At 39.8% G+C, this 16,276-nt stretch carries 14 protein-coding genes and 1 tRNA gene; 10 read left to right on the forward strand and 5 right to left on the reverse strand.

Annotated elements, in window-relative coordinates; all coding sequences use genetic code 11:
• A complete protein-coding gene (locus M0R21_03305) occupies nucleotides 1-846 on the forward strand; it encodes a protein-glutamate O-methyltransferase CheR (GenBank protein ID MCK9616843.1) in 846 nt (281 codons plus the stop codon).
• A 9-nt stretch (nucleotides 847-855) separates the two neighbouring features.
• A complete protein-coding gene (locus M0R21_03310; GenBank protein MCK9616844.1) occupies nucleotides 856-1,428 on the forward strand; it encodes a chemotaxis protein CheB in 573 nt (190 codons plus the stop codon).
• Nucleotides 1,429-1,543: 115 nt separating this feature from the next.
• On the opposite strand, the gene M0R21_03315 is transcribed toward M0R21_03310, so the two are convergent.
• A complete protein-coding gene (locus tag M0R21_03315; GenBank protein ID MCK9616845.1) occupies nucleotides 1,544-2,803 on the reverse strand; it encodes an Nramp family divalent metal transporter in 1,260 nt (419 codons plus the stop codon).
• A 125-nt stretch (nucleotides 2,804-2,928) separates the two neighbouring features.
• On the opposite strand from M0R21_03315, the gene M0R21_03320 reads away from it, so the two are divergent.
• The 4 genes from M0R21_03320 to M0R21_03335 all read left to right on the forward strand — a co-directional run bounded on the left by M0R21_03320 (nucleotide 2,929) and on the right by M0R21_03335 (nucleotide 8,972).
• Nucleotides 2,929-4,344 carry a CCA tRNA nucleotidyltransferase gene (locus M0R21_03320; GenBank protein MCK9616846.1) on the forward strand — a complete coding sequence of 472 codons (1,416 nt, stop codon included), beginning with the start codon at nucleotides 2,929-2,931 and terminating at the stop codon, nucleotides 4,342-4,344.
• 93 nt (nucleotides 4,345-4,437) lie between these two features.
• Complete coding sequence (locus M0R21_03325) at nucleotides 4,438-5,043, forward strand: plasmid pRiA4b ORF-3 family protein (protein MCK9616847.1); 606 nt, start codon at nucleotides 4,438-4,440, stop codon at nucleotides 5,041-5,043.
• The gene (miaA, locus tag M0R21_03330) at nucleotides 5,024-5,947 is read left to right on the forward strand and encodes a tRNA (adenosine(37)-N6)-dimethylallyltransferase MiaA (GenBank protein MCK9616848.1); all 924 of its coding nucleotides are present in this window, start codon (nucleotides 5,024-5,026) and stop codon (nucleotides 5,945-5,947) included. Before M0R21_03325 ends, miaA begins: the two co-directional genes overlap by 20 nt.
• Nucleotides 5,948-6,050: 103 nt before the next feature.
• Nucleotides 6,051-8,972 carry a choice-of-anchor D domain-containing protein gene (locus M0R21_03335; protein MCK9616849.1) on the forward strand — a complete coding sequence of 974 codons (2,922 nt, stop codon included), beginning with the start codon at nucleotides 6,051-6,053 and terminating at the stop codon, nucleotides 8,970-8,972.
• Between the two features lie 60 nt (nucleotides 8,973-9,032).
• On the opposite strand, the gene rpsT is transcribed toward M0R21_03335, so the two are convergent.
• From rpsT to M0R21_03350, 3 genes are all read right to left on the reverse strand, one after another.
• Nucleotides 9,033-9,284, reverse strand: coding sequence for a 30S ribosomal protein S20 (gene rpsT / locus M0R21_03340; protein MCK9616850.1), 252 nt, complete (start codon nucleotides 9,282-9,284; stop codon nucleotides 9,033-9,035).
• Nucleotides 9,285-9,300: 16 nt separating this feature from the next.
• Nucleotides 9,301-9,374: transfer RNA gene (locus tag M0R21_03345), tRNA-Glu, on the reverse strand.
• Between the two features lie 229 nt (nucleotides 9,375-9,603).
• Nucleotides 9,604-10,686, reverse strand: a complete 1,083-nt coding sequence (locus M0R21_03350; protein MCK9616851.1) for a ketoacyl-ACP synthase III — start codon at nucleotides 10,684-10,686, stop codon at nucleotides 9,604-9,606.
• A gap of 1,100 nt (nucleotides 10,687-11,786) precedes the next feature.
• Between M0R21_03350 and M0R21_03355 the strand changes: the two genes are divergently transcribed.
• The 4 genes from M0R21_03355 to M0R21_03370 all read left to right on the forward strand — a co-directional run bounded on the left by M0R21_03355 (nucleotide 11,787) and on the right by M0R21_03370 (nucleotide 15,923).
• Nucleotides 11,787-12,203: a flavodoxin domain-containing protein gene (locus M0R21_03355; GenBank protein MCK9616852.1), complete on the forward strand. Its 417-nt coding sequence runs from the start codon at nucleotides 11,787-11,789 to the stop codon at nucleotides 12,201-12,203.
• Between the two features lie 26 nt (nucleotides 12,204-12,229).
• Nucleotides 12,230-12,469, forward strand: coding sequence for a hypothetical protein (locus M0R21_03360; protein MCK9616853.1), 240 nt, complete (start codon nucleotides 12,230-12,232; stop codon nucleotides 12,467-12,469).
• 525 nt (nucleotides 12,470-12,994) lie between these two features.
• The gene (locus M0R21_03365; protein ID MCK9616854.1) at nucleotides 12,995-13,489 is read left to right on the forward strand and encodes a hypothetical protein; all 495 of its coding nucleotides are present in this window, start codon (nucleotides 12,995-12,997) and stop codon (nucleotides 13,487-13,489) included.
• Between the two features lie 64 nt (nucleotides 13,490-13,553).
• Complete coding sequence (locus tag M0R21_03370) at nucleotides 13,554-15,923, forward strand: alpha-amylase family glycosyl hydrolase (GenBank protein MCK9616855.1); 2,370 nt, start codon at nucleotides 13,554-13,556, stop codon at nucleotides 15,921-15,923.
• 56 nt (nucleotides 15,924-15,979) lie between these two features.
• On the opposite strand, the gene M0R21_03375 is transcribed toward M0R21_03370, so the two are convergent.
• Entirely contained in the window at nucleotides 15,980-16,273 is a 294-nt protein-coding gene (locus M0R21_03375) for a DUF3820 family protein (GenBank protein MCK9616856.1), read from the reverse strand.
• Nucleotides 16,274-16,276 lie beyond the last annotated feature (3 nt).

Consider the following 16,276-nt stretch of genomic DNA (forward strand, 5'->3'; position numbering starts at 1 on the left):
ATGAACAAAGAATTACATAACGAAACACTCAATATTGAAATAAATCTTCTCCTCGAAGCTATTTACCAGCGTTACGGATTTGATTTCAGAAACTATTCCAAGGCACATCTCAAGCGTCGTCTGCTCCATCGCCTGGGACTGTCGGGACTGAACAATATTTCAGAAATGCAGGGGAAATTACTACATGAAGAAAATTTCATCCATACCCTTTTAAGCGATCTTTCCATCACGGTTACCGAGATGTTTCGTGATCCGGAATTTTATAAATCTGTGCGTAATCATGTTTTCCCTTCATTAAAAACCTATCCTTTTTTCCGGATATGGCATGCAGGCTGTTCCACCGGTGAAGAAGTGTATTCCATGGCAATAATGCTTATGGAAGAAGGTTTATACAACCGGGCGCAAATTTATGCTACTGATTTTAATCATAAGGCGCTGCAGGTTGCTAAAACAGGAGTGTATTCTGCGGAACATTGTAAAGAATATGGCAACAATTATCAGAAAGCCGGAGGGAAAAAAGATTTTTCCGATTATTATGCATCAACCTACAACTCCATCATCCTTGATAACGACTTAAAACGAAATATTGTTTTTGCTGAACATAACCTTGTAATTGACAGCGATTTTACCGAAGTAAACCTGATAGTATGCCGTAACGTGCTCATTTACTTTAATAGCAAATTGCAAAACGAGGTGCATCTGCTTTTCCTGAAAAGTTTAATTAAAGGAGGTTTTTTATGTCTTGGCTCTAAAGAATCAATACAGTTTTCCAAATCGGCTTCTTTTTTTACTGCAGTGGATGCAAACCAGAAAATTTACCAGAAAAAATATGCTGTTTCAGATTAATCCTGTACGATGAAATATAAAGCAGTGGTTATCGGTTCTTCAGCAGGGGGGCTGGATGCACTTAAAGTTTTACTTACCACTTTACCTGCAACATTCAGGCTACCGATACTTATCGTACAACACCAAAGTCCGCATTCGAATAATTTTTTATCACGTTACCTTGATGAAATAGCGATGGTTAAGGTGAAAGAAGCCGATGAAAAAGAAAAAATAAACCCCGGAATAGTGTACCTGGCACCGCCAAATTACCATATGCTGGTGGAAGATGACGAAACCATTTCCCTTTCGGTGGAGGAAAAGGTTAACTATGCCCGTCCTTCTATTGATGTATTGTTCGAATCGGCTGCTTATGTATTCAAAAGTTCACTCATCGGTATCGTTTTAACCGGAGCCAACAACGACGGTAGCCTGGGGCTGAAAACCGTTAAAGACTTTGGCGGGCTTACAATAGTTCAGGATCCGGCTACTGCTTATGTAGATACTATGCCCCGTTCTGCCATCAACTCCACTTCCGTTGACCACATTTTGCCCCTCGAACAGATAGGAAACCTGTTGGTAAAACTTTCGGCAGTGAGGGGCTGAATAATTGCCCGGAATCACTCCCGCTTTAAGAGAATCTACTTTTGTATCCGTTTCGGCATGGTAACAAAATGTCCAGCCGTTTTACACATAATCCTACTGTCCCGGTGGAAGGTTTTTATAAAAGACTCATGAGTAGATATATATTCAGGTAACTGACGATCAGACCTATTACCAGTAACAAGCCTTTTAAAAATGTTGAATTGGCATATTTTCCCATCACCTTACGTGAAGAAGTAAGGTAAATCTGCAGAAAAATAGTAAAAGGCAATTGTATACTCAGTACCATTTGCGAGATAATTAACCCTTTATATGGATTGCTGATAATAAAAATGATAAGCAATGCCGAGAACAACGAAACAAACACGCCCGACCGGCTGTGGTTGTCTTTTATGTCGTAGGGTTCGCTGAAAAATCCCGAAAAAATGCTGCCGCCTGCCATACCGGAAGTTACACTGGAAGCCAACCCCGAAAAAAGCAAGGCAACGGCAAAAATAACGACAGCAATATTGCCCAAAAGTGGCTTTAACATGGCATTGGCTTGCTGCAGTTCGGTAACCTGCAATTTGTGTTGGAAAAACGTGGTTGCAGCCATCAGTATCATGGCACTATTTATTGCCCATCCTACCACCATGGAAAAGAGTGTATCGGCAAATTCGTACTTCAGTTGTTTATTTTTAATGCTTTCGTCATGCAGATTCCATTGACGGCTTTGGATCACTTCCGAGTGGAGAAACAGATTGTGAGGCATAACCACGGCTCCCAGTACACTCATCACGATGATAATGGAGCCATCAGGTATGGTAGGTGTAATCCATCCGGCTATCGCTTCTTTCCAGGAAATGTCCACCAGTGTCAGTTCATAAATAAATGACAATCCGATGACAGATACAAACCCAATAATGAATTTTTCGAGTCGGCGGTACGAATTGCTGAACAACAGCCATACGACAATACTAAAAACAATAACCGCCCCGATTTTTACAGGGATGCCAAAAAGCATATTAAGCGCAATGGCTCCGCCCAAAATTTCGGCAAGAGAAGTTGTTGTGGAAGCCATCATAGCCGATATAAGTACCGAACGCGAAACCCAGCGAGGCGTGTACAGTGAAGCTGCTTCCGCAAGACAAAGTCCTGTGGCAATTCCCAAATGGGCAACATTATGCTGTAATACAATAAGCATTAATGTACTAAGCGTTACCATCCACAAAAGTGTGTACCCGTAACCGGATCCGGCAGCAATGTTCGATGCCCAGTTACCGGGGTCAATAAACCCCACGGTTACCAATAAACCCGGACCTATGTATTTAAAGATCTCAAGAGCTCCGTAAGCAGGCTTATGATCGGTACGGCGTAAATCCTTGAAAAATTTCAGCATATTTTTTTCAGTGCTTTGCAGGTTAAAAACAAATTTAACCTGGCTAAGTTCAGAAAAATTTTTGGACTTACTCTATAATTGCTGTTCTTCTGCTTTTCGTACCTTTGCAGACTTTATTCCAAGGCATGAATCTTAAAAAACATCTGAAGCATCCTGTGTTTTCCCTTATTAGCGAAGCAGCAGCCCAAAACGGCAACCCGGTGTTTGTAGTGGGTGGTTTTGTACGCGATATTTTGTTGCAACGCGAGTCGAAAGATATTGATATTGTGGTGGTGGGCGATGGGATAGCCCTTGCACGAAAAGTTGCCGAATTGGCAGGTAAGAATAAAAAAGTGAGTGTATATAAAAACTTTGGTACTGCCATGTTACATTATGACGAATGGCAGATTGAATTTGTAGGCGCACGAAAAGAATCCTATCGTACCGATTCCCGCAAACCGGAGGTGGAAAAAGGAACACTCAACGATGACCAGCAGCGTAGGGATTTTACTATAAATGCCCTGACTATAAGTTTGCAAAAAAGTACTTTTGGTAATTTGCTTGATCCTTTCGGAGGTATTGACGATTTAAAAAATAAAATCATCCGCACGCCTCTTTCTCCCGGAATCACATTTTCCGATGATCCTTTGCGTATGCTCAGGGCTATTCGTTTTGCCACACAACTAAGTTTTACCATTCACCCGGGAACCTACAATGCTATCAGAACCAATCAGCAGCGAATAAGCATACTTTCTCAAGAGCGGATTTCGGAAGAGATGAATAAAATAATTCTTTCACCGAAGCCGTCGGTAGGAATAAAAATGATGGATGAAACCGGTTTGCTCGAAATCGTTTTTCCGCAGTTTACGGCACTCAAAGGTGCTGAATTTATTGATGGCAAAGGACATAAGGATAATTTTTACCACACGTTGGAAGTCCTCGACACGTTGGCATTGCAAACCGATAATTTATGGTTACGTTGGGCAGCCCTGCTCCACGATATAGCCAAACCTTTGACAAAACGGTACGATACCACACTGGGCTGGACATTTCATGCCCACGAATTCAGGGGCGCCAAAATGGTTCCCGAAATTTTCCGGCAGATGAAACTCCCCCTGAATGAAAAAATGAAATACGTTCAGAAGCTGGTTCAGTTGCATTTGCGACCTATTGTGCTTTCGGAAGAAGAAGTTACTGATTCTGCAGTACGTCGTTTGCTGTTTGATGCCGGTGATGATATTGACGACCTGATGTTGCTTTGCGAAGCCGATATTACCTCTAAAAATCCGGAAAAAGTAAGACGTTATTTTGCCAATTTTGAAACTGTACGGCAGAAAATGAAGATTATCGAAGAAAAAGACCGCATAAGGAACTGGCAGCCGCCCATTACAGGAGAAATGATAATGGAAACCTTTGGATTAAAACCCTGCAAAGAGGTAGGAATCATTAAAGATGCCATTAAAAATTCCATTCTCGACGGAAAAATAGGCAATTCCTTTGAAGAAGCTCGTACACTGATGCTGGCTGAAGCCCAAAAATTAGGGCTAACGCCCTTAAAATAATGAAAAGTTTGTTTTCGACAACATTTTTTTTCGTAACTTTAAAACCGGATTTCTTGTATTTTTGGATGTTGAAATTTTTGAAAGGGAATGGCTATGAAAGCATACAAATTCAGAATGATATTAGAAGATCATGATGACTTTTTGAGGGATATTGAGATTTTACCCAATCAAACATTTGAAGATTTTCATAAAATCATATTATCCACTACCGGCTTAAACGGGCAGGAACTGGCTTCTTTTTACACCTGCAACAGCAATTGGCGCAAGCAAAAAGAAATTACCCTGATAGATATGAATGATGAACAGGATGTTGCAGATGAGGTGGAGGAAGATGAAAATATTCCCAAAAAACATCTTTACGTGATGAATGAATCCAAAATCAGGGATTTTATTGAAGATCCCCACCAACGCATCATCTACGAATACGATTTTTTCAATTTGAAAACTTTTTTTATTGAACTTTCGAAGATCATAACAGCCGACGAGCCGGAGTCCGCTTTTCCGCGTTGCGTAAAAAGTCAGGGAAATTTGCCTCAGAAACCGGTTCTTAAAACCGGCACCTCAGGCGATGAAGGAATGAACACCGAACTCTCCGATGAGGACATGGAAGACGATGCACTTTTCGGCGACGGCGACAACTTTGAAATAAGCCCCGATTTTTCAGAATTTAATGAGGGTTTTGAAGAACTCAAATTCTGACCGGCTGTTAGTGGTGATAGCAGGACCTACTGCTGTCGGGAAAACCCGTATTGCCATAGAAATAGCCCGCTTTTTTCATACCGAAATCCTTTCAGCCGATTCAAGGCAGTTTTACCGAGAGATGAAGATAGGAACGGCAGTTCCTACCGATAGTGAACTTTCGTTGGTGAAACACCATTTTATCGGTAACCTTTCTATCCACGAACCTTATAACGTATCCCGTTACGAAACCGATGCCCTTGCCTTGCTTGACCCGCTTTTTCTCCGGCATAATATTATTGTCATGGCAGGAGGCTCCGGATTATATATCAGGGCTGTTTGTGAAGGCATTGATGTACTGCCCGATCCCGACCCGACACTGAGAAACCGTTTAAAAAACATTTTTGCAAACGAAGGAATCCTCCCTTTGCAGCAGATGCTCGCCCAGCTCGATCCTGATTATTTTGCTATCGTTGATAAACAAAACCCGGTACGGCTGATGCGTGCCATTGAAGTTTGCGAAATGTCGGGTAAAACCTTTACAAAACTACGGCAACAGCAAACTCAGGTGCGCAAATTTTCTGTCCTGAAAATAGGAATTTTTCTGGAACGACATGTCCTCAACCAGCAGATCAATGCACGTGTTGACAGCATGATTGCGCAGGGACTCGTGGAAGAAGCCCGCTATTTATATCCTTTCCGGAATTGTAACGCCCTGAATACCGTAGGATATAGCGAACTATTTGCCTTTTTCGACGGAAAAATTTCATTAGAGCAGGCAATTATCAACATTAAAACCAACACCCGTCGGTATGCAAAACGCCAGATTACCTGGCTAAATAAAGAAAATAACCTGCATATTTTCAGCCCCGGACAAATTCCAGAAATTTTGCAGTGCATAAGTGAACACACAATTCATTCCTGATATATTTTTACAAAATAAATATTTATATATTTACACCGCTTTTGCACTCCGATGATTGCCGGGAAAATATTAATTAACTTATCAATCTATAAAATAAACAGTTATGAAAAAATCGTACGCATTTATTTTGGGACTGTTAGTTTGTCCCATGCTGCTTTTTGCCTCTTATGGGGTAAACGGTAAAAAAAACATTCCTCCCGTTAAAAAAGGAGGAGAATGGACTATCACTCAAACATTTCAGATAGTGGAAGACGCTTCCGGACTTGCCTGGGACGGAACTTCTCTATATTGTGGAATATACGGTTCAAATGGGAATAATATTTACCAGATTAATCCTTCCACAGGAAGTTATTCACTGGCTTTTACCGGTCCGCAGGAGGATGCTTACGGGCTTACTTTTGACGGAACCTATTTCTGGACTATCATCCAGCCTTCCAGTTCATCTCAGCCGGCAAAAGCTACACAGTTCGATTATTCGGGTAACCTTATCTCGCAATTTGACTTGCCGACGCATTACATGAGCGGAATCGCTTATGATAACGGAGATTTTTGGGTAGCAGCCTATTACCCTGATCCTTCGACGATATATAAAGTTAGTTCCAGCGGTGTCATTCAGCAGCAATTTACAGCTCCTGACAACCAACCTTGGGACGTTTGCGTAGAAGGCGATTATCTTTGGATAGCTGATTACTGGGGTAATCACCTGTATAAAGTAGCTAAAACCGATGGTAGCCTGCAGGAATCGCATGTTTCGGAAAGCACTGACCCGGCAGGCATAGTTTATGATGGACAGTATCTGTGGTATATAGATAATGGTACAGACTATCAGAATGATATGCTGTATAAAGTAGATCTTGGAGGAAGCGGAACCCCTGTTATTCACCTTCCGGCTATGGTGCATAATTATGGAAATATTACCGTTGGTGACAGTGCTACCTGGAATATGGTAATTGAAAATTCTGGAACAGGCGAACTTTTCGTTACCAACGTGGAAGTACAAAATGCCGTACCAATTTTTTATACTTACGCCTTTCCTGCCAATATCGCTCCGGGAGGTTCCATTACTATTCCAATAATCTATGCACCGACGGAACAATCAAGCCTGAACACGGTGATAGTGGTAAAATCCTCCGACCCGGTTACTCCTGAAGTTGAAGTGGAACTTACAGGTGAAGCCGTATACGACGGACCACATATCAGCATCAGCAATCCTATTCATAATTATGGTAATGTACGTGTTAATGCAATAACCCGATGGTTTGTAGAAGTGAATAACACGGGCAATCAACCCCTCGTAATCTCAGATATCAATATTTCCAGTGCTCAGTTTACATTAGATGAAAGCGTTAATTTTCCGATTACAGTTCCTATATTAGGTGAAAAAACCATCGGAATTTGGTTTAACCCAACCCAGACAATAACGTATGATGCACAGATGAATATTTTCAGTAATGACGTTCTCCAAAATCCGTTTGTGGTTGAACTGAGTGGAACAGGCGACGATAGCCCTTATCCGATAGGTGAAAAATTGTGGGAATATACTATTACCGGCGGCTTAGACAACAGTCCTAAAGCCATGATTTCCTTGCCTGATATCACCGGTGACGGAATTGATGATGTGATTGTAGGTTCTGAAGACTACGTAATCAGATGTTTAAATGGAAATTCATCCGGTCAGGCGGATGTAATCTGGGAATTTTCTATTTACTCCGGTGCTGTTTATCAGCAGGCTGACTTGAGTATAATTCCTGATATTGATGAAGATGGATATTCTGATGTGATAGTGGGTACCGTATGGGGCGATTGTTCTATCATTGCTCTTTCGGGGAAAACCGGAGCACAAATCTGGAAACATGATACACACGAATATGGCGATGGCGGCTGGGTTTACCAGGTTGACGCCAGCTTTGATTTTAATAACGATGGCACACGCGACGTTCTCGCATGTGCAGGAGATGATGGTAATGGTACGGGTCCAAATCGCGTTTATTGTCTTAATGGATTGAATGGTAATTCTATTTGGGAAAAGCCAACAAACGGACCGGCTTTTGCCGTTATTGGCATTGAAGATATCAATGGTGACGGGAAACCTGATGTGTTGGCTGGTGCTTCCGATGAAGACGAAATTCAAGGAACGGCTTATGCCATCAACGGTATCAATGGCGCGCTCCTATGGTCTTTTAATGTAAGCGGGAGCTCTGTTTGGGCATTAGTTCAATTGGATGATATTAACGGTGACAGTAAAAAGGATGTTGCCGTTGGAGATTTTTCAGGTCATTATTACTTGTTGAATTCTGCAAACGGAAATGTTTTATCACAGGGGAATATAGGGGTTCACATTATCTTACGCTTTCAGAAATTTGATGATGTTAACGGCGACGGACATCCCGATTTTGCCATTGCCCATAGTGGTTCACTTGCTGCTATGGTTGACGGGTTTACCGGAGATTTTTTGTGGACTTATGCTTTGCCCGACATGCCTTGGACTGTAGCCCGCATTGCCGACGTCAGCGGCGACCATATTAACGATGTGATTTATGGAACACTATACACAGATAATTTCGTATTTTATATTAACGGAGTGAATGGGGAAGAACTGAAATCTGTAACCATGCCTTCGGCAGTAGATGCTTTGACAACCATCCCCGACATAAACGGTGATTTTTCTATGGAAGTAGTCGCTGGCGGCAGAGAGGGCGAAGTTAAATGCCTTTCGGGCGGTTTAGATGGTTCGGTGGGTGTGCCCGAAAATCCGGAAATTAATATTAGCGAAGATTTTAGCATTTATCCAAATCCCGTTCATTCGCAAAGCGATATTTCTTTTTCAATAAATGAAAACGAAAGGGCTACTCTGAATTTGTATTCTGTAAATGGTAAAAAAGTAACAGTTTTGTTAGACGCAACCTTGGAAAAAGGAATTTACAATTTCAATTTTGATGCAAAGAATTTCTGTAATGGTATCTATATTGCCGAACTTATCAGAGGACAGGAAAAAATCACCCGGAAAATGATGATTTGTAGGTAAAAAAATAAAAAACTCCTCTGTACCATGGAGGAGTTTTTTTATTACTAATATCTTACAAAGTTACATCGTATTTGCTTTGCGTGTAAGTTTCGATTTAAGATTGCCGGCTTTATTTTTATGGATAATGGTTTTTTTAGCCAGTTTATCAATCATCGAAACCACCTTGGGCAAAATTTCCGAAGCTTCTGTTTTATTGGTGAGTGCACGAAATTTTCTTACTGCGTTTCGTACGGTGCGGGCATAATAACGGTTTTGAATACGACGCTTTTCGTTAGCACGAATTCTTTTTAATGCTGAAGTATGGTTTGCCATTTTAACAAAAATTTTGTAGCCCGTAGGGGACTCGAACCCCTGATTTCAAGAATGAAAATCTTGCGTCCTAACCAGCTAGACGAACGGGCCATGGTTAAGATTTGGGACTGCAAAGGTAGAATAATTATTTATTCGACCAAATATATGATTAAAAAATTTTAATTATCTAAAATACCTGAGTATTACTGCAAAATTTACAGGAGAAAACGTAGTAAAAAATATGTAAAAACCGGAAAAATAATATTGTTTTGTCGTGAAATAGGTTGACAAAAAAATAAATCATTATTCGTACAAGACTTTAATTTCCGATAGTATTTAATCAGAACTTATAAATCATTGCATTAATATTCATCCCTGCTCCAACAGATGCGAAAACAACGTTATCACCTTTATTTATTCTATGAGTTTTAAGCGAATTTGTTAAAATAAGGTTTAATAAAGTCGGAATAGTAGCTACGGATGAGTTGCCCAACCATGCAATCGTCATAGGCATGATGTTTTCGGGTAATTCAGCCACACCATACAAGCTGTACAGCCTTTTTAAAATTGCATCATCCATTTTTCCGTTAGCCTGGTGGATCAGCACTTTTTTAATTTCGCTGAGATGCGTCTTACTCTTCTCAAGGCAGTCTTTTATTGCCTGAGGCACCATTTCAAGAGCATATTGATACAACTTCCGACCGTTCATCTTTAAAAAAAGCTCATTTTTGTTTATATTGTCAGGCTTGTTTGATTTGCCCATATATAACATCTTGGAAAATAAGAATGTATCCGAACGTGTTTTATGTGCGAGTATTCCAATGGGTCTATCACTATTTTTTGCTTCAAGAACTGCTGCTCCGGCACCATCGGCATATAGCATACTGTCCCTGTCGTGTGGATCGGAAACCCGGGACAATATTTCTGCTCCAATAACCAGTATCTTTTTTGCATCCCCTGACTTTAAATAATAATCAGCCTGAATAACAGCTTGCAACCAACCCGGACATCCAAATGACAAATCATAAGCTACAGTATTGGGGTTTTGTATTCCTAATTTATATTTTACCCGGGCAGCTAAGCTGGGTACCAAATCGGATCGCTTATTGTCATTTTTTACGTCGCCAAAATTATGTGCAACAATTAAATAGTCTAGTTCTTCTTTATCAATGTTGGCAGATTTAATAGCATCGGCGGCAGCATAACTGGCAATATCGGAGGTTACCAAATCGTTTGTAACGTGTCGTCTTTCGGCAATGGTTGTTATTTCCAAAAATTTATCAATTATTTCTTTATTCGTATTATCGAGTTTTTTCCCTTCAGAATCATAAAATTCATTAGTAAGAAAATCTTCATTTTTGATACGTATTGATGGGATATATATTCCCGTTCCCGTAATCACACTGTAAATGGTATCATTCATATTTATTACTGCTAACAATTAATATATACGTACATAGCGTATATTTCCCTTTTACCGGAAGGCTTGATTATTAAATTAATATTTTTTTGTAAAATTACTAAATTTTGTATTCCATATTTATCAAAATGAATTTTGTACGGATTTACCGCAAAAAACAATATTGTTAACGAATGAAATTAATACATTCCCATTCATATTTTACATAACTATTACATAAGATTAAGGTATATTTTCTCATACTTTGTATGGGGTTACTTTTGTTAGATTTAGTAATCCCTTTTTTTGTTTTATAAAAAATTAAAAAACTTCTAAAAAACCCTCAAGGTTTTAAAAACTTTAAGGGTTTGAAACCAGCCTCTTTCGCGGAGGACGATTTTTAAAAACTTGAAACCTGCCTCTCGCAGGTTTTTGGTAAACACATCCCTGTTAAGCGGGCTTACCTTTATTAGATTTTGTAATCCCTTCTTGCTTTTTAATATCGTGAGATAGTCTATTTTCAACCTTAAAAACCCGGCATTCAGCTAAATTTATTTTAGCATAAAAATTTATTTTATTCATTTTGCAGCCATGAAAATTGTGAAAACATTATCTTGTTTATCAGGGAAAAGCATCATTTTAAATAATTCTTTTCGCAGTCCCGATTATACGGATTCTTACATGGTTACTATCAAAGGAGAACCCAATTATTCGGCAGATTACCTTATGACTCTGTTTTTTACATCTGTTCTAAGTTGGATAAAGTTGCCGTTAAGAAATGTTTTGGTAAAACCCCTTGGATTAAAAACCGGGTCTGTAAATATCTTCAACCCGCAAAAGAAATTATTTATAAAACAAGGGAAAAGGCAATTCTTTTTACGGTTTTGCAAAAAAGCGAAGAAGAAACAATGTTGGCAGAAAAAGACAAACATTTTAATTTCGGAACTTCCATCCGGATAAAAAAAGGCACAAAACAGCCACAATACCATATATGTTCTTCCACCGTAGTATGGCCTGGGGCAGACTGTATTTTTTTCGGTAAAACCTTTTTTACAGGCTTATTATCAAAACGATCATGAAGATATTAAAAACCAAATTAACTCAATAATAAATACCAGAAAACCATGAAAAAAGCATTAATCATTTACCAAAGCAGGAAAGGAACAACACGTAAATATGGAGAAGCTATCGCTACTGAGCTTGAAAATTTAGGATTGCGTACCGTTGTTAAATCTATAAACGAAATAGATATAAGTAAGCCTGTAGATGCAGAGTTTGTATTCTTAGGTTGTTGGACCAGCGGACTTTTCATTTGCATGCAACATCCGGAAAAAGCTTGGGTCAGTTTTGCAAAAAACCTGCTTATCCCCAACGGAACACAAATGGGGCTGTTTACAACCTACAAGTTAGCTACTGGAAGTATGTTTTCAAACATGAAAAAACATATTAAAAACGGTAATCCGATAAGTTTTGAATTAAAGTCTAAAAACAGCAATTTAAGCGAAACCGATAAAAAGCGGATTCAACTGTTTTTGTCTTAGCTGGAATTGCTCCCGGTAGTTTTGGTATGGCTACCCATGGTTTTGGTACAACTCCCAACGATTTTGGTAAGGCTTCCAGTGGTTTTGGCAATTGTAACTATAGCCATAGAATTGCTTGCGGCGATTTTGGTATTGGCAGCGGGTATTCTGGGATCATTCCCGATGGTTTTGGTAAGGCTTCCGATGGTTTTTACAGCAGCTTCATAATGGTTGATTCCGATGGCTATCGGAAGGAGAATGGTATTACAAACCTGAGTCCGGGATAAATTTCCATCTGTTTGATAATAACCCGTCAGGGTTTTAATATCAGATAGAAAGGATTTTTTTCTGTGGATTCTCCGTCAGGAAATCAATAATGAATGTCCTCTGGACAATCTTTTCTTAAAAAATCAACATTTTATTAACATTCATCGCCTGCGGCGGAATGTAACATGAAGAAATATTACAGAAACGCTTTGCAACCTTACGCCAGCTCAGGTTACTAAGTAAATCGCTAAAAATCAAAAAGGGGAAAAATCACTTGCGCTCCTTGTGCCCTTAGTGGTTAATAAAAAAGGTACTGATAAAGTTACTAAGAGGTATAGATTTTCATAATCCATCCCAATCCGTTACATCTGCGTAATCCGCGTTCTATTTTTTTCTGATATACAACATTTGCCCAATTATTTACTTCCGGAACGTGAAAATATATTTCAATAGTTTAAAAACACCTGCTTATGGCTGACTAAATGATTTTTTTCTTAAGTTTGTTCAGTAAAAATTCCATTATTAAACTTTTTAAAAAAAACATTATGACACACGAAACCAACCCCCAATGTTGCCCTGAATTTGATCCCGCTCCCTGGGACGGCATTACCCACCAATGGAAAGATAAACTTTTTCTGAAAGATTCCATGTGTACTTTTATGCACATTCCTTTCCCATGGAAAATTTCCAAACTCATCAGTAGCTTATGGGAAAAAGCACAACAGGCAGGAGCCGCACCCGAACTGAAGGACTTTCTATTAATTGCCAACGACCCCAGCCCCTGGAAAAGCGATTACTACCTTTGGATAAATAAAGAAGTCCCTGGTGGCAACAACGTAAAACTCTCCGGAACCTTTATTTCCAAAGTATTTGACGGACCTTACAGCGCAGTTCCCAAATGGATTAAAGAATTCAATGTTTATCTTGCCGGAAAAGGTCTTACTGCTGCCGATTTTTATTTTTACTACACCACCTGCCCCAAATGTGCTAAAAAATATGGGCATAATTACGTAGTAGCTTTCGCCAAATTAAAAGATTAGACAGTTAAAAGAAGTCCGTTTTTCCTAATTTTTTGTACTTTCGTTACTTAATAATCCCATCATTATGAAGAAAGCTCTCACCTTTTTGTTCGTATTATCCCTGTTTAACGGTTTTGCACAAAAATTTCCAGCCAAGTCAGATATTTTTGGACTGGCAAGCCCTATCCCTTTACAAACCGGACTAACCGTTGTTCCGGCAGAAGATTATTTTACCGACTATTCCATCATTGACTCCATCACAACAGGCAATTCTTACCTTGGCGTTGGTTTTACGGGCGACAAACGGAGCTTTCTATTTTTTCCACTCGATAAAACGGCTCCTTTAAACGAAGTAAAAGTATGGGTGAAGGGTTTTTCGTATTCTCTTTTGGTAAAAAAATCACCCAAATTACAAGTACATTTTACTTTTGATCCAAAAGGGGAAAAATATTCCATCGTACAGATAAAAGGTGAAATCAATGGTTGGAATCCCAAAGCCACCCAGCTTACGCTGAACGAAAAAGGTATCTGGGAAACTACTGTAACAGTAAATCCAGGGAAATACCAGTATTTATACATCCTTGATGGCAAAGAAGTACGCGACCCAAAGTGCAGCGATTCTGTTGACAATAACATGGGCAACTATAATTCGCTCCTCACTGCCGGCAAAACAAATCCGCAGGCACTACCTTTCCTCTTCACCAAAGAAATTACAGCTACAGGGCTGAAAGTTGCTTCTTTAAATAATCCTGAAGAGATTATCGTTTTCTGGGAAAATTACCGTCTGGGCAAAGATTTTGTAACAACTGGCAAAGATGGATATTTTCAAATCAGCATACCAAAAGAAGCATACAATCTGAATCGCTCATATCTAAGGACTTGGGCATACAATGCCGAAGGTGTTTCCAACGACCTGCTGATACCTTTGCAAAACGGAAAAGTGGTAACCAGCACCGATCAACTGAATCGTTACGATTTTCAACGTATGATTATGTATTTTATGATGGTAGACCGTTTTTATGACGGAAACAAGAAAAACGACCATCCGGTGAAAGATGCGTCCATACTGCCAAAAGCCAACTTTATGGGTGGCGATATTGCCGGGCTTACTGATAAAATCGACGAAGGCTATTTCAGTAAACTTGGCGTGAACACTCTCTGGCTTTCGCCAATAACCCAGGGACCGTTGGGAGCATGGGGCTTCTGGAAAAATCCCCCTTCCAAATTCTCGGCTTACCATGGATACTGGCCTACTTCTTTAAAAAACATAGATTTCCACTTCGGTACTCCCGGTGAGATGCACTCCCTGGTAAATACCGCTCACAGTAAAGACATGAATGTTATACTCGATTACGTGGGGCATCACATTCATACTGATAATCCCATCTGGAAACAACATCCCGATTGGTTCACACCACTTTATCTGCCCGACGGAACCATGAACACCGAAAAATGGGACGAGTACCGCCTCACAACCTGGTTCGATACTTTCCTGCCTACTTTCGATTTCGCAAAACCTGAAGTGGTAAACGTGATGAGCGACTCGGCAGTATATTGGATTAAAAATTATAACATTGACGGCTTTCGCCACGATGCTACCAAACACGTTCCTGAACAATTTTGGCGAACAACCACCTTGAAAATAAAACAACAGGTAATGATTCCCGAAAACCGTAAGATTTATCAGATTGGTGAAACCTATGGCAACCGCGAACTGATTGGAAGTTATATCAACTCCGGTGAAATGGATGCCCAGTTCGATTTTGGAATTTACGATGCCGCTCTTTCAGTCTTTGCAAAAGACAATGTGTCGTTCGAGGTGTTGAAAAATTCTCTACTCGAAAGTTTTTCCTACTACGGCTGGCATAACCTGATGGGAAACATCACGGGAAATCAGGATAAACCAAGGTTTATTTCACTGGCAGGAGGTTTTGTTCGCTGGGACGAAGACGCCAAACTTGCCGGATGGACACGAAAAATTGACGCTGGCAATCCTGTTTCGTATAAAAAGCTGGCAATGATGATGGCTTTCAACATGACCATCCCCGGAATTCCCGTAATTTATTATGGCGACGAGTTTGGAATGCCCGGTGGCAACGACCCCGACAACCGCCGTATGATGAAATTCGGCAAATACACAAAAGACGAACAGCAATTGCTTACCACAACGGAAAAACTTACCCGTTTGCGCGCTTCACGAATGTCGCTCTTGTATGGCGATACACGTATTTTGCAATGCAGCTATGATGTTTTGGTTTACTTACGGAATTATTTTGACGAAGTTACCATCGTGGTTTTCAACAAAAATTCGCAAAGCCAAATCGTTACTTTTAGCCTGCCGAAACCATGGACTGAGAAAGACCTTAAAGCCAGTTTTGACAATAAGGTAAAAAATGAAAATGGAAAAATGAGTGTAGAACTTCCTGCAAAATCATTTGAAATTCTGACGGAATAAAATCAAAAAACCCTGAAGGTTTTAAAAACCTTCAGGGTTTTGGTATTAACAAAATCTTACATCTTTTTAAGTGGCTCAAGCAGGTATTCCAAGCCGTTTAGCTTAATTTCGTAAAGCATGTTCAGCAGCATGCCAAGCTTACCCTCTGGAAAACCTTTGGAGTGATACCAAACAAGGTATGGTTCTGGCAAATCGCAAAGTGTCCAGCCTTTATATTTGCCATAAGGCATCTTCATTTTGACCAGGGTTACCAGAATTTCGCTATCCATCGTTTTCTTTTTTGCAAATATAGATTCAAACTCTTCTGAAAATAGAAAAATCCGATTTATTACAACCGGATTTTTTCGCATGAT

Source organism: Lentimicrobiaceae bacterium (assembly GCA_023227965.1).
Classification (GTDB): domain Bacteria; phylum Bacteroidota; class Bacteroidia; order Bacteroidales; family JALOCA01; genus JALOCA01.

Coding starts and splice junctions, on each gene's coding strand:
- M0R21_03375 (MCK9616856.1), bottom strand. CDS start 16,273: ATGCGAAAAAATCCGGTTGTAATAAATCGGATTTTTCTATTTTCAGAA.
- rpsT (MCK9616850.1), bottom strand. CDS start 9,284: ATGGCAAACCATACTTCAGCATTAAAAAGAATTCGTGCTAACGAAAAG.
- M0R21_03365 (MCK9616854.1), top strand. CDS start 12,995: ATGACACACGAAACCAACCCCCAATGTTGCCCTGAATTTGATCCCGCT.
- M0R21_03325 (MCK9616847.1), top strand. CDS start 4,438: ATGAAAGCATACAAATTCAGAATGATATTAGAAGATCATGATGACTTT.
- M0R21_03310 (MCK9616844.1), top strand. CDS start 856: ATGAAATATAAAGCAGTGGTTATCGGTTCTTCAGCAGGGGGGCTGGAT.
- M0R21_03360 (MCK9616853.1), top strand. CDS start 12,230: ATGGCTACCCATGGTTTTGGTACAACTCCCAACGATTTTGGTAAGGCT.
- M0R21_03305 (MCK9616843.1), top strand. CDS start 1: ATGAACAAAGAATTACATAACGAAACACTCAATATTGAAATAAATCTT.
- M0R21_03335 (MCK9616849.1), top strand. CDS start 6,051: ATGAAAAAATCGTACGCATTTATTTTGGGACTGTTAGTTTGTCCCATG.
- M0R21_03350 (MCK9616851.1), bottom strand. CDS start 10,686: ATGAATGATACCATTTACAGTGTGATTACGGGAACGGGAATATATATC.
- M0R21_03320 (MCK9616846.1), top strand. CDS start 2,929: ATGAATCTTAAAAAACATCTGAAGCATCCTGTGTTTTCCCTTATTAGC.
- M0R21_03370 (MCK9616855.1), top strand. CDS start 13,554: ATGAAGAAAGCTCTCACCTTTTTGTTCGTATTATCCCTGTTTAACGGT.
- M0R21_03315 (MCK9616845.1), bottom strand. CDS start 2,803: ATGCTGAAATTTTTCAAGGATTTACGCCGTACCGATCATAAGCCTGCT.
- M0R21_03355 (MCK9616852.1), top strand. CDS start 11,787: ATGAAAAAAGCATTAATCATTTACCAAAGCAGGAAAGGAACAACACGT.